The sequence below is a fragment of the Bradyrhizobium sp. IAR9 genome (assembly GCF_013408065.1).
GTDB lineage: Bacteria > Pseudomonadota > Alphaproteobacteria > Rhizobiales > Xanthobacteraceae > Bradyrhizobium.
Window position 1 is genome coordinate 314963 of the sequence record NZ_JACBZW010000003.1, and the last position, 13769, is coordinate 328731.

Annotated in this window: 11 protein-coding genes and 1 pseudogene; 11 read left to right on the forward strand and 1 reads right to left on the reverse strand. The window is 64.1% G+C overall.

Going from position 1 to position 13769, the window contains the following annotated elements:
- Positions 1-12: 12 nt before the first annotated feature.
- Positions 13-1350, reverse strand: a pseudogene (locus GGD67_RS39865) (BTAD domain-containing putative transcriptional regulator); the annotation flags it as partial.
- Positions 1351-1813: 463 nt separating this feature from the next.
- Between GGD67_RS39865 and GGD67_RS10535 the strand changes: the two are divergent.
- The 11 genes from GGD67_RS10535 (at position 1814) to GGD67_RS10585 (ending at position 13766) form a co-directional block, all read left to right on the forward strand.
- Complete coding sequence (locus GGD67_RS10535) at positions 1814-3103, forward strand: hypothetical protein (RefSeq protein ID WP_179732555.1); 1290 nt, start codon at positions 1814-1816, stop codon at positions 3101-3103.
- Positions 3100-3675, forward strand: a complete 576-nt coding sequence (locus GGD67_RS10540) for a tail fiber domain-containing protein (RefSeq protein WP_179732557.1) — start codon at positions 3100-3102, stop codon at positions 3673-3675. Before GGD67_RS10535 ends, GGD67_RS10540 begins: the two co-directional genes overlap by 4 nt.
- A 151-nt stretch (positions 3676-3826) precedes the next feature.
- Positions 3827-5149, forward strand: a complete 1323-nt coding sequence (locus GGD67_RS10545) for a UbiA family prenyltransferase (RefSeq protein WP_179732559.1) — start codon at positions 3827-3829, stop codon at positions 5147-5149.
- Positions 5150-5253: 104 nt separating this feature from the next.
- Positions 5254-5868, forward strand: a complete 615-nt coding sequence (locus tag GGD67_RS10550; RefSeq protein WP_018323452.1) for a ribonuclease D — start codon at positions 5254-5256, stop codon at positions 5866-5868.
- Positions 5869-6042: 174 nt separating this feature from the next.
- Positions 6043-6777 carry an LPS export ABC transporter periplasmic protein LptC gene (gene lptC / locus GGD67_RS10555; protein WP_179732560.1) on the forward strand — a complete coding sequence of 245 codons (735 nt, stop codon included), beginning with the start codon at positions 6043-6045 and terminating at the stop codon, positions 6775-6777.
- Between the two features lie 5 nt (positions 6778-6782).
- On the forward strand, positions 6783-7493 hold the full coding sequence (locus tag GGD67_RS10560; RefSeq protein WP_179732562.1) for an LptA/OstA family protein: 711 nt from the start codon (positions 6783-6785) through the stop codon (positions 7491-7493).
- Between the two features lie 223 nt (positions 7494-7716).
- Positions 7717-8721 (forward strand): LPS export ABC transporter ATP-binding protein, encoded by a 1005-nt coding sequence (lptB, locus tag GGD67_RS10565; RefSeq protein WP_092251416.1) that lies wholly within the window; start codon positions 7717-7719, stop codon positions 8719-8721.
- A gap of 89 nt (positions 8722-8810) precedes the next feature.
- A complete protein-coding gene (rpoN, locus tag GGD67_RS10570; protein ID WP_179732564.1) occupies positions 8811-10439 on the forward strand; it encodes an RNA polymerase factor sigma-54 in 1629 nt (542 codons plus the stop codon).
- A 201-nt stretch (positions 10440-10640) separates the two neighbouring features.
- Entirely contained in the window at positions 10641-11267 is a 627-nt protein-coding gene (hpf, locus tag GGD67_RS10575) for a ribosome hibernation-promoting factor, HPF/YfiA family (RefSeq protein WP_018323447.1), read from the forward strand.
- A 231-nt stretch (positions 11268-11498) separates the two neighbouring features.
- On the forward strand, positions 11499-11960 hold the full coding sequence (ptsN, locus tag GGD67_RS10580; RefSeq protein ID WP_008141251.1) for a PTS IIA-like nitrogen regulatory protein PtsN: 462 nt from the start codon (positions 11499-11501) through the stop codon (positions 11958-11960).
- 489 nt (positions 11961-12449) lie between these two features.
- Positions 12450-13766: an O-antigen ligase family protein gene (locus GGD67_RS10585; RefSeq protein ID WP_312009915.1), complete on the forward strand. Its 1317-nt coding sequence runs from the start codon at positions 12450-12452 to the stop codon at positions 13764-13766.
- Positions 13767-13769 lie beyond the last annotated feature (3 nt).

The window sequence follows — 13769 nt, forward strand, 5'->3', positions numbered from 1 at the left end:
CGCGCGCGTGTCGAACAATTGCCCAAGCAGCCGCCGCGTGCGGGCTGCGATCGCGACCTCGCCCGGTCCGGCAACGCCCTGCAACCGTGTTGCCAGGTTCGGCGTCTCGCCGATCGCAACGTGCTGCCTGAGATCGCCGGGCCCGGGCTTCTCGCCGATCACGACGAGGCCGGTTGCGATCCCGACGCTCGCCCGCGGTGCCGCGCCGGCCGGTGCGTCCATAATGCGAACCGCGTCGACGATTGCGAGGCCGGCGCGTACGGCATGTTCAGCATCGTGCTCGCGCGCCATGGGATAACCGAAATAGATCAGGACACCGTTGCCCTGGTGCTGGGCGACGAAGCCATGGAATTGCGCTGCGATCCGAGCCGCGACCTGATGAAAGGCGACGATCTGGTCGTGGACATCCTCCGGGTCGCGCTCCGCGGACAGAGGCATCGCGCCGATCAGTTGACAGGCCATGATCGTCAACTGGCGCTGCTGGCGGCCGCCCGGGCGAAGCGATTCCGAGGGCGGAGCATCGTCATCGCGTTCCGCGACGGCTGCGGCTTCGGTCTCCCGCACCCGAACGCCATCCAGGGGCTCGTTCGTACGCGACGCACCGGACGGTCTGGCGTTGCGGAGGTCCGCGACGAGCGACTGGGTGACCGCATCGGGCTCCGTGTTCAGCTCGCGCTTGAGCAGCGCGACGAGATCCTGATAGCGCTTGAGCGCCTCGGCCTTGCGTCCATTGGCGGTGAGCGCCTGGATGACCAGCCGATGCGCATCCTCGCGCAAGGCATTCACGGCAATGGCCCGGTTGGCCGTCCTGAGCGCGGATTCCGCATGTCCGGACTGCAGCGCGTGCTGGCCGTGCCGGACCATGGAATCGACGGCCAGGCCGTCCAGCCGCTCCCGTTCCCGGTCGCGCCATTCCGACCATGCGTCTTCTTCTATATTCAGATCCGTCAGCAGCGGATTGCGGTAGAGATCGGCGGCCGCGGCCAGCGACGCGCGGCTGCCCTCGACGATCAGGGTCTCGAAGCGGACCGCATCGCAATCGATCACCCCGGGCGCGAGCCAGACGTCATTGTCGTCGCTGCAAATGGAGTCCTGCCCGAGAATCCGCCGTAACCGCACCAGGCTCTGGCGCAGATTCTGCCGCGCCTGGGTCTCGAAATGCGAGCCCCACAGCAGGTTCGCGAGCTTTTCGCGCGGTTGGCGGCGCGGCGCAGCGCAAGCCAGATAGGCGAGCAATCCAGCAAGTTTCCGGCCCGGCAACGAAACCACGCCGTCACTTGTCGTCAGTTCAAAACGTCCGAACAGCGAAAGACCAAATCTCGGAAGCGGCACGCAGTCTCTCATTCCCATGGCAAATCGGGCACGGCGATCGTGGCCTCGGAAACACACCTAACACGCTTTGACGCACTTTGAAGGCCGCGCAAAGCAGGAGTCACGCTGATGTCACGCCGGACTGACGCCGGCATTGACGGCGGTCGGCCTACAAATCCCCGCGGCGCGCCCCGATGTCTGCCAACAAATTCTCAGCCGCGACCGTCATCGGCTGGAATTTTTCACTGCTCCCGGACGGACTATGAAGAGGAACAAGTTCATGATGTATCGAATGATGATCGCCGCGGCGTTGTTCGCAGCGGTCAGTGCCGCCCCGGTCATGGCTTACACGAGATCTCCGTCGCTGGCCGACGCGGCCGTACGGAAGAATATCCCGCCGCCGCCGAAGCCCACTCCGGCGCCCCCCAAGCCGCCAGCCCCCACGTCCGGGAAGAAGCAGCCGTAACCGCGGCTTGATCGCGGGTCCGAGCGCGAGGTCGCCGTGCATCCGGCGATCTCGTTGCCGTCAGGCTTCTCCAACTGCATGTCCTCTCAGCCCATCATGCGCGCGCGCCTCTACGATTCGGTTCGAGACGGATGGAAGCGCGCGTGTGTGGTCATGGCCTGCTGTACGGTCTCCTCGCTCGCGAATGCCGCCGAGCCGAACTGGTCGCTGAGCGCCGATCAGGAATTGCGATATGCCACCTGGAGCGGCACGCGGGGTTTCCCTGCCAGCGGCTCGGTGGCGGCCGGCGCCGGGACGCAGGTCTATGCACCCCTGACGATCCAGGCGAGCGGGCAGCCGCTCGAAAACGTCAAAGTCGATCTGCTCGGCAGGGGCGGCTATGTCTGGTCACGGCAATCCACGCCCGGGTTGACCGGCAGCGTCACGACCACGACCGATACGGTCGTCTCGGGGACAGCAACCTTTCTCGGCATTCCCGGAATCCAGCCGTTCGTCTCCATGAACGTCAATCTTCCAACGGGGACGACGGCTCTCTATGGCAGCGCGGCGAATGCGCGGATGGATCAGGACATCGTCGACCTCGCAACATTCGGGGAAGGGCTGAACATAGGGCCGACGGTCGGCGTCAACCTGCCCATCGGCGAACAGCTCATCCTGACGTTCAGTTCCGGCTATACCTGGCGCGGCGCATATCGCATGGAAGCGCTGCTCGATCCCGCAAGCACGGAGCCGCAGGCAACCACATTGGTGGGGCCGGGACGGGTCGCGACGCAGACGGCGTCGCTCGGCTACCAGCTGGCGAGCCTGACGCTGCTGGCTTCAGCGTCCTACGCCCACGAAACTGCAACCCGTCTGGATCATATCTCATCTTATGCGCTTGGCGACCGCTACACACTGTCAGGTACGGTCGGATATGCATGGACGACATCGTCGAGCACGACATTCACGGCGTCGTGGACCAACGCCGAGAAGAACAGGGTTTTGGATCCGGAGCTGTTGAAGATCATTCCCGAGTCGTTTCGGTCCAACAGCGCCGTGTATCGGTATCGCCTCGAGCAATCCGTCGTGAGCGGCAACTGGACCGTCGCGCCGATGCTGAACTACATGCGGCGCGATCAAAACTCCTACAATCCGGTCACGCAGCAATTCATTCCGGCAAAGACCCGCATCGGAGCGGGAGGTTCTGCGCAGTATTCGCCACGCGAAGGCTTGTCCTTGAAAGCGAGTGCCGAGCACTTCTGGATCAATGAAAACCTGACCGAACTGACGCCGAACCTTCGCGTTCGCGGCTGGATCGCGATGCTTGGCGGGAGCATGAAATTTTGACGCGCATCATCACTGGTTTGAGCGGCTTTGCTCTTGTCACGGCATTCGTCGCCGGCTCGTCGATTTTCGATCAGGCGCAGGCGCAAGCAAGATGCCCGGAGGGCAGGACTTCAGGTGGTGGATGCGTCAACGGCGGCCTCGCCAGGTCGATGCGCCAGCGAGCCATCATCTTCTCGCAGCCCAAACTGTCCTATACCGGCGCGCCGGTCTCGCAGAGCCGCGGCGACAGCCAGGACACGAACAGCCCCAGGTCGATCGAGCGGTCCTACGACAAATACGGACCGCCTCCGCCGCAGCCCGTGCCGGCGGTGGTTCCGACCCTGCCGCCAACGCCTCCACCGCCTGTCACGTCCGACAGGCGGCTCAAGCGCGATATCTCGCGGCTCGGATGCCTCGACAGCGGCATCTGCCTCTACCGGTTTCGCTATCTCTGGGACGACACGTTTTATGTCGGTGTGATGGCCCAGGAGGTCGAGCGGATCGTGCCCGGTGCCGTGGTGCACGGTCCCGACGGCTATCTTCGGGTCCGTTACGACCTGCTCAGACTGCAGTTCCGCAGCTGGAGCGATTGAGAGACCACCAGGCCTCGCCGGATTGCCGCCAATCTCGGGTTAAGCCAGCCTTAGCGAATGCCTCCTAGGCTCGCTGCCGTCCATTTCCCTGCTCCCTGGCCATCCGCTTTCCTGGAGCCGGTCATTTTGCGGCAAACAAGAGCGTTTTCGAATGGAGCAGCCTGCCTGGCAGTACGTTTCCAGCGCGCCGGGGCCGTCGGCAGTGCCGGCGGCGGCGCGGACGCTCGTCATCGATCTCGAAGGCGCCCTGCTCCGTTCCGAGCTCTTGATGGAAGCGCTGTTCTCCAGCCCCGCTCGCCTGCTGGCCCGCTTCGGCGCGGGCGGACGGCCCGGCATGGCGGCGCTGACGGATGTCCTGGCGCAGGCCGAGATCGACTACGCCCATCTGCCCTATGATCCCGATGTGCTGAACCAGGCGCTGGCGGCGCGGGCGCGCGGTGCGAAGGTCTACCTGCTCGCTAGCCGGCTTCCCGGCCATGCGGCCGGCATCGCCGCGCATCTCGGTTTCGATGGCGTCGTGACGCCGGCCGATCACGCTGCGGGCGAGCTTCCCTTCGATCGCGGCACGATCGATCGCATCGAAAACCGCGGCGGTCGCAATCCCGGGCTGAAGATCTGGGTCAAGGCGCTGCGCGTCTATCAATACGCCAAGAACACGCTGGTGTTCGTGCCTGTCATCACCGCGCATCAGCTGAATTTTGCCAGCTTCGGCTCCGCGCTGCTGGCGTTCCTGGCGTTCTCGGCCTGTGCGTCTGGCGCCTATCTGATGAATGATCTCCTGGATCTCGCAGCGGACCGGCAGCATCCGACCAAGCGCCATCGCGCGCTGGCGGCCGGAGATCTGCCGATCTCGTCCGCGCTATCAGCGATTCCTGCGTTGTGGCTGTTCGCGGTCGTGGCCGGCCTCTGCATCTCGCCTTTGTTCCTCGGCGTGCTCGGCGCCTATCTCATCACCACCATCGCCTATTCGCTCGCGCTCAAGCGCAAGATGCTGGTCGACATCGTCACGCTCGCCGGTCTCTACACGCTTCGCATCGTCGCCGGCGCGGTCGGCGTCGGCGTGGTGCTGTCGGAATGGCTGCTGATCTTCTCGCTGTTCGTGTTCACCTCGCTGGCACTGATCAAGCGCTTCAGCGAGCTCAGCATGCGCGAGAGCGCCGGCCTTGCCGATCCCTCCAACCGCGACTATCGCGTCACCGACCTGCAAATCATCGCCGCGATGGCGGCGGCGAGCGCGATGAACGCGGTGACCGTGTTCTCGCTCTACGTCTCCTCGACCGCGGTGACGCCGCTGTACAGCCGTCCCTGGATGCTGTGGCTGCTCAATCCGCTGCTGCTCTACTGGTTCGGCCGCGCCCTGATGATGGCGCATCGCCGCGAGATGCCCGATGACCCGATTCTGTACGCCTTCCGCGACGGCCCCAGCCGCATTGCGGTTGCGGCGATGATCTGCATCATGCTGGCGGCGATCTGAGCGAAGCCCGTGCTTGCGCGGCCCGCCGGCAATGGCTACATCGCGGGCAATCCGAATTCGCTATTGTGCCGACGCACCGATTAGACCCGAGGTTTTGAAACGCCATGACCGTACGCCTGCATCGCGGCGACCTGCCCGACCTGTCCCGCTACACCGGAGCGGTTGCGATCGACACCGAGACCATGGGGCTGAATCCGCACCGCGACCGGCTCTGCGTGGTGCAGCTCTCGCCCGGCGACGGCAGCGCCGACGTGGTCCAGATACCCAAGGGCCACACCGACGCGCCGAACCTGAAGGCGCTGCTGGCCAATCCCGCCATCACCAAGATCTTCCACTTCGCGCGGTTCGACGTCGCGGTGCTGTACCAGACCTTCGGCGTCATGACTGGCCCGATTTATTGCACCAAGATTGCCTCGCGCCTGACCCGCACCTACACCGATCGCCACGGCTTGAAAGACCTCGTGCGCGAGGTGCTCAATGTCGATCTCTCCAAGCAGCAGCAATCCAGCGATTGGGGTTCCGACAGCCTGACCGAGCCGCAGCTCGCTTATGCCGCCTCGGACGTGCTGCACCTGCATGCCTTGCGCGAACGGTTGGATGCCATGCTGGTGCGGGAGGGCCGCACCGCGCTGGCCAAAGCCTGTTTCGACTTCCTGCCGACCCGCGCCCTGCTCGACCTTCAGGGCTGGGCGGAGGAGGACATTTTCGCGCATTCCTGAGCCTTCGACCGCCGGTTAGACTTCGGGCTGCGCCCCGTTTCGGACACTTTCGTGCGGCCTGTCCGAGCCTGATATGTCCAAGGCTGATATGTACAAGGCTGCATATTGCGGCGCTGACGGGTACAATGGGGCGGCCTGCAACCCGGCCTGGCGAGCGGTACCTCAGGAGCTCAGGTGAATTCGGCCCACAATCCCACCTACGACGCCGCGCTTGCGGCGAAGTTTGCCAGCGCGGCGCGCCACAGCCGTCTGGTGCGGATTCTGCGCCTCGCGGTGCCGGCTGCAGTGCTGTTGTCGATGGCCGCCATCGTCGGCGTCTCGGTCTTCAATCCGTTCCGCATGCTGATGCCGAAGCTGCCGCTCGATTCTGGAAACCTGGTGGTGTCGGGCACCAAGATCACGATGGAATCGCCGCATCTGGCGGGCTACACGCCGGACCAGCGGCCCTACGAGCTCTGGGCCAAGACCGCGACGCAGGACATCACCGATCCCGATCATGTCGATCTCTCCGACCTGCGCGCGAAAGTGCTGATGGAGGATCAATCGACCCTGTTCCTCGATGCCCGCACCGGCCGCTTCGACAACAAGCAGCAGCAGCTCGATCTGCACAAGGACATCTTCCTGCGCACCTCGACCGGCTACGAGGCGCGGCTGAACTCGGCCTTCGTCGACATGGGCAAGGGCACGGTTTCCTCGGACGAGCGTGTCGACGTCAAGCTGACCAACGGCACGCTGTCCGCGGACAAGCTGCGCATTACGGAAGGCGGCGACGTCATCCGCTTCGAGGGCAATGTGGTGATGCATCTGGACAAGCTGGATGACCCCGCCGCCGCTCAGCCTGCGCCAGCCGAGCCCGCGGCGGCGGCGCCGCCGGCCAAGTCAAAGAATAAATCTGCCAATTCAAAGTGATTTTCATGATCAGGACTTTACCGCGCAACCACACGCGCAATGCCATCGTCAGTGCAGCTGCGCTCGCCGCCACTGTCGTGCTTGCTGCAACCGGCGCCGCTTTTGCGCAGAGCACGATGCAAGGCGTGCCGAACGCGATGCAGGGCTTCTCGCAGAACCGCGATCAGCCGATCCAGATCGAGGCGGCCTCGCTCGAGATGCGCGACAAGAAGAAGGAGGCGACCTTCGCCGGCAATGTGAAGGTCATCCAGGGCGACACCACCATGACCTCGAAGACGCTGGTGGTGTTCTACGAGTCGGGCGGCGACAAGCCCGCCACGCCGCAGCCTGCGGCCAAGGCGACCAAGGGCGCGCCGATGCAGTCGGCGCAGCCGGGCCCCGGCGGCAGTTCCTCGATCAAACGGCTGGAGGCGCGCGGCAATGTCGTGGTCACCCAGAAGGACCAGGTGGTGACCGGCGAGACCGCCGTGTTCGACACCAGGACCAATCTCATCACCATGCTGGGCGGTGGCGGCCAGGTCGTCCTGACGCAGTGCAAGAACGTGCTGCGCGGCGACCGTTTGATGGTCGACATGACGACGGGCGTGTCGCGGGTGGAATCCGACAACGGCCGGGTTCAGGCCCTGCTGCCGCAGGGCGGCGGCAATGATTGCGGTTCGGGTAAGCCCGGCGGGGCGCCGCCTTTGCAATTGCCCGGCGGAACTAAATCGAAATGAATTCAACGACTTGGATCGGTTGCTCCCGATCCGAGGTTGAAGCTTGGCCGGTGAGACTGTATCTAGCGCGCAGGGCTTTCGAAGCGGGGTCCGCCGCTTTTCGGGCGTGTTTCACTGGGCATGAGACATCCCTTCACTCATGCTGCATCGGCCAGTCGAACGGCCGGTGCGGCAGATCGCGCGAATTCGCGCAGGATCGTCGCGAAAGGCTTAGAAGGCGGGGATGGTCGATCTCTTCAGCATGTTCCGTCGGCGCCCCGCCAAGCGCGGCCGGCCAGGATTTGCGCGTCAGGACATCACCGCGCTTGGTGACGGCGTCGGCGGGCTCGTGACGAGCCCGATCCGGGACGCGCCGATGGCCCGCGACCAGGCGATCCATGCGCCCGATCAGTTCCAGGGTGACTATCAAGGCGACTATCAAGCCGAGGCGCCGCGTCAGCCGGCAGTTCACCCCGTCAGGGCCGCCGCCAAGCCGAACGGCGGCGGGCCGCAGCTCCTGAAGCGGCCCGGCTTTCTGGCTGTGCATAGCGTGGAAAAGGCCTTCGGCAGCCGCCAGGTCGTGCGCGGTGTCAGCATCTATGTGCGCCGCGGCGAAGCCGTCGGCCTGCTCGGTCCGAACGGCGCCGGCAAGACCACCGTGTTCTACATGATCACCGGCCTGATCAAGGCCGATCGCGGCGCCATCGAGCTGGACGGCCACGACGTCACCAAGCTCCCGATGTATCAGCGCGCGCGGCTCGGCATCGGCTATTTGCCGCAGGAAGCCTCGATCTTCCGCGGCCTCACCGTCGAGCAGAACATCCGCGCCGTGCTCGAAGTGGTGGAGCCCTCGCGCAAGAAGCGCGAGCAGCAGCTCGATTCGCTGCTCGACGAGTTCAACATCACGCGGCTCAGGAAATCGCCGTCAATCGCTCTGTCGGGCGGCGAGCGCCGCCGCGTCGAGATCGCGCGCGCGCTGGCGACGCGGCCGAATTACATGCTGCTCGACGAGCCCTTCGCCGGCATCGACCCGATCGCGGTCGGCGACATCCAGGACCTCGTCCGCCATCTCACCAATCGCGGCATCGGCGTCCTCATCACCGACCACAATGTCCGCGAGACGCTCGGTCTCACCGACCGCGCCTACATCGTCTATGCCGGCGAAATCTTGACCGAGGGGAGCCCGGATGAGATCGTCGCCGATCCGGACGTGCGCCGCCTTTACCTTGGCGAGGAATTCCGCCTCTAGCCCGTTTTTGCGTTCGTCAAGACGTGTACATCGGGCCTGGACTAGGATAAGCAAAAATCGGACCAATTTTTGGGAACGGTTCTTGCTTCATGGCGCTCACGCAGAGATTAGAGTTCCGGCAATCGCAGTCGCTGGTCATGACGCCGCAGTTGATGCAGGCGATCAAGCTGCTGCAATTGTCCAATCTCGATCTCACGACCTTCGTGGAAGAGGAGCTCGAGCGTAACCCCCTGCTGGAACGGGCCAATGACGAGGCTCCCGCGGGCGAGGGCCCGGCCGAGGCCGGCCAGTATAGCGATGGCGAGGAGTCCGGCGGCCAAGGCGATGGCCAGGGCGATGACGGCTTTGGCGGCGGCGACGCGTTCGAGCCGGGCCAGGAAGAATGGATGAGCAAGGATCTCGGCACCCGCGCCGAGATCGAGCAGACCCTGGATACGGGCCTCGACAACGTCTTCTCCGAGGAACCGGCCGAGGCCGCGGCGCGCAACGCCCAGGATGCCGCGCCGACCACCTATACGGAATGGGGCGGCGGGGCCTCCGGCGACGAGGACTACAATCTCGAGGCCTTTGTCGCGGCCGAGTTGACGCTCTCGGACCATCTCGCCGAGCAGCTCTCGGTGGCCTTCACCGCACCTGCCCAGCGCATGATCGGCCAGTATTTGATCGACCTCGTCGACGAAGCCGGCTATCTGCCGGGCGATCTCGGCCAGGCCGCCGAGCGCCTTGGCGCGACGCAAGCCGACGTCGAGGGCGTCCTTGCCGTGCTGCAAAAATTCGATCCGCCCGGCGTCTGTGCGCGCAATTTGAGCGAATGCCTGGCGATCCAGCTCCGCGAGCTCGACCGCTACGACCCCGCGATGCAGGCCCTGGTCGAGCATCTCGATCTCCTGGCCAAGCGCGACATCGTGGCCCTGCGCAAGATCTGCGGCGTCGATGACGAGGACATCGCCGACATGATCGGCGAGATCCGCCGTCTCAATCCCAAGCCCGGCATGAAGTTCGGCTCGGCGCGTCTGCAGACCATGGTGCCCGACGTCTATGTCCGCCCGGGTCCCGACGGCGGCTGGCATGTCGAGCTCAACAGCGACACCTTGCCGCGCGTGCTGGTCAACCAGACCTACTATTCCGAGCTGTCGAAGAAGATCGGCAAGGACGGCGACAAGTCCTATTTCACCGACGCGCTGCAGAACGCGACCTGGCTGGTGCGCGCGCTCGACCAGCGCGCCCGTACCATCCTGAAAGTTGCAACCGAGATCGTGCGCCAGCAGGACGGCTTCTTCACCCATGGCGTGGCGCATTTGCGGCCGCTCAATCTGAAGGCCGTGGCCGATGCCATCCAGATGCATGAATCCACGGTGTCGCGTGTCACCGCCAACAAGTACATGGCGACCAATCGCGGCACGTTCGAGCTGAAATATTTCTTCACGGCCTCGATCGCCTCGGCCGACGGCGGCGAGGCGCATTCCGCCGAAGCCGTCCGCCACCACATCAAGCAGCTGATCGATTCGGAGGAGCCCGCCGCGATCCTGTCGGACGACACCATCGTGGAACGCTTGCGCGCCTCGGGCATTGATATTGCCCGCCGCACGGTCGCGAAGTACCGCGAAGCCATGCGCATTCCTTCCTCGGTGCAACGTCGCCGCGACAAGCAGAGCGCTCTTGGTAACGTCCTCACCACCGCCTTGTCCGATCGCTCCCGCAACACCGAACCGGCCTGATTGCGCTGGCGCGAAATCGCGCTACTCTCGCCCCCCCGTCGAGACGGATCCAAGCAGGCGCATGATCCGGAAAAGTGTCCAGCGGTTTTCCTTCCCGACAAACGCCGAAGGCGTTTGCGGGGAGAGCATGCGCAGGAAATCTTCCAAAGGTGCGATGACGTGGCATCGCACCGCGAGCACGTGAACCAAGCGAGGCATCACATGACTCTCAGAATCTCGGGAAAGAGCATCAGCGTCGGCGAGGCCCTGCGCGGCCGCGTTTCCGACCGCACCGACGAGGTGCTGCGCAAATATTTCGACGGCAATTATTCCGGCCACATCACGCTCAGCAAGGACGGCTTCGGCTTCCGCACCGATTGCGCCCTGCATCTCGATTCCGGAATCACGCTGGAGGCCGATTCGAACGCGCCGGATGCCTATGCCAGCGCCGACCAGGCGCTCCTGATGATCGAGAAGCGGCTGCGTCGCTACAAGAACCGGCTCAAGGACCGCTCCGCCCGCAAGGCCCATGTCGCCTCCGAAGCAATGGCTGCGCTCGATGCCACCAGCTACGTGCTCGAGGCGCCGGAGGGCGAGGACGAGGTCACCGGCTACAGCCCCGTCATCATCGCCGAGGCGACCACTTCGCTGAAGCCGCTGTCGGTCAGCGAGGCCGTCATGGAACTCGACCTGAGCGGGGCTCCCTGCCTGGTCTTCCAGCATGGCTCCAGCGGCCGGGTGAACATCATTTACCGCCGGGCCGACGGCAATGTGGGCTGGATCGACCCGCCCGGAGCCAAAACGGATGCCGGCGCGGATGGCAAGGGGAACAGCGCGGCCGGGGGATAGGCAAAAGCCCGGCCCCGTACCATCCGCAGGCCTTAACAATGACCGGGGCAAAGCCGCACGCGGGAGTTGGCACCGGGATTGCGTTGGAGTAGAAGCGCCCCACATCAGGACTTAACGGGATTTGGGCTAAGTCCTCCTCCTGCTTGACCTTCTTGACGCCGGCCCGGCGTGGTTTCTCTCCAAGCCGGCCAATTCGGAACCTGACGGTTTAATTCACCTCGGAAACCCTCCATGCCGATTACCGATCTGGTCGCACCCGAGGCGATTCTCCCGGCATTGAAGGTCAACAGCAAGAAGCAGGCCCTGCAGGAGCTCGCGGCCAAGGCCGCCGAGCTGACCGGGCAGAACGAGCGTTCGGTGTTCGAGGTGCTGCTGCAGCGGGAGAAGCTCGGCACCACCGCGGTCGGCTATGGCGTCGCCATTCCGCACGGCAAGCTGCCCAAGCTCGAAAAGATTTTTGGCCTGTTCGCACGCCTCGACCGCCCGATCGATTTCGAGGCGATGGACGGCCAGCCGGTCGATCTCGTCTTCCTGCTGCTCGCCCCCGAAGGCGCCGGCGCCGATCACCTCAAGGCCCTCGCCCGCATCGCCCGCTTGTTGCGCGACCAGGACATCGCCAAGAAACTGCGCGCTTCGCGCGATGCCCAGGCGATTTACTCTGTGCTGGCACTGCCGCCGGCAACGGCGGCGTAACTTCGCCGTCAAAGGCCGGATCTACTCTGGCCTCCTGGATCGCCCGGCATTGCCGGCGTCGCGCCCTGCCCTGGGGATCTGCAGGTAGACGCTCCGAAAATTTTCCCGCTTGAGACGCACGGCACATTGAGCGGCGCCAAAATCCGCTAACAGTCGTTCGAAGCTGTGGACCGAGCGGACGTGATTTGGAATGGAAATGCGTCGTTGCGCATTGGCGCGGCGGGGGGAGAACGACGCGGGGAACCGGGCCTCGGCCGGCGGATGCCCGGCGTATCGTCCAGAAGCTACCCGCCTGGCAAGACGCCCAGGCGATCCCCTCGGTGCCGGCGTTGGAGCCGGCGACAAACCGCCAATCATCGATATCGTTGGGTTCAGGCTGCGCTTTTGCTCGAACTGACGTCCGGGCCAATCGAGGCCCGCTCGCGGCGCAAATCCCGGGAATGTCGACCGCGCGAAGGCGGTCGCGACGCGCGGTAGGGGACATCGGCCGTGCTTCAGGAAGGTCAGCTCAGGGCCAGCCCACGAATCGCTCCGGATTCCGAGACATACGAAAGCGCGATCTGGAAAGCGCGCAGCGTCGGTGTGGAGAAGCTTGCCAGAAACGTGATCCGCGGTTCGATCACCGTCAACGTGGTCGCGTCGATGGGGGTCTTCCAACCCGCGTTGCTTCCCGCAGAGTGGAGCAATCTGCAACAGGCCGTTGCGCTCGTGATGTGGATCATCCTGATCTACGCCAGTGTCTTCGTCCGTCCACGCGTACGCGTGCAGCCGAATCCCGATCTCATCGCGCTGGTGGCATTCTATTCCCTCGCTGCCATTTCCGTGCTCTGGACCGGCCTCGCCACTGCGGCGATCATGAAGAGCGCGGCTCTTGTGGTGACGACCTTCGGTGCGTACTGCCTCATTACCCGTATCGACGTGAACGAGATCGTCGGATCGACGGCACTCGGGTTCTTCATTCTGGTCGCCGCCTCGGCCTTGTGTGCCGTCTTCGTGCCCGAGATCGGCGTCGACCAGAGCTGGATGCACAATGGCCAGTGGCAGGGAATCTACGAATCGAAGCAGACGCTCGGCTTCATCAGCGCATATCTGATGTTCTTTGCCTGCTATCAGAAGATGACCGGGCAGGGATGGATCGCTTTTCTCGCGACGTTTCTCCTGGCGTCGACGTGCGTCATTGCCTCGGAATCCCGTGGTGCCGGCGCCGTTGCCGTTGCCGCGTGTGGGCTGCTCGTCACCTCGATGTGGTCGATCCGCTGCATGAGAGTCTATGCGGTGCTGCCATTCATCATGTGCATTCTGGCCGCCCTGCTGTTTCTGTATTTCTATCTGACGGGGTACGATTCCTTTCATCTCGGCGGCGAATCGACCATCGACTTGACCGAGCGGACTTTCATTTGGCAGTACGCCATCAGCCATTTCAACGACGCGCCCCTGCTGGGCTTTGGCATCAACGGATTCTGGACGCGCCCCGCGATTTACGACTACTTCAACCAGAACCATGGCTGGGTGCTCGACAATTATCATAGCGGTTACATCGCGGTGGCGATTGAAACGGGATTTCTGGGATATTTGCTGTTTGTCGCGAGCGTCTATCTGTTTTCGGAAAAGGTCCTGTATTTGATCGCCACCCGGTCGATCGATCGTTCCCATTGCGCTCTCATCATCGGATTTGTCGTCCTGAGCTTTCAATCGAATTTCACGGAGACGATGTTCCTCCGCTCGACGATGTTCACGTCGGTGCTTCTCGTCGCGTTCTTCTTCGCGGTGTGCAGGCCGGTGCCGCAGCAATCCCTGCGGCCATGATGG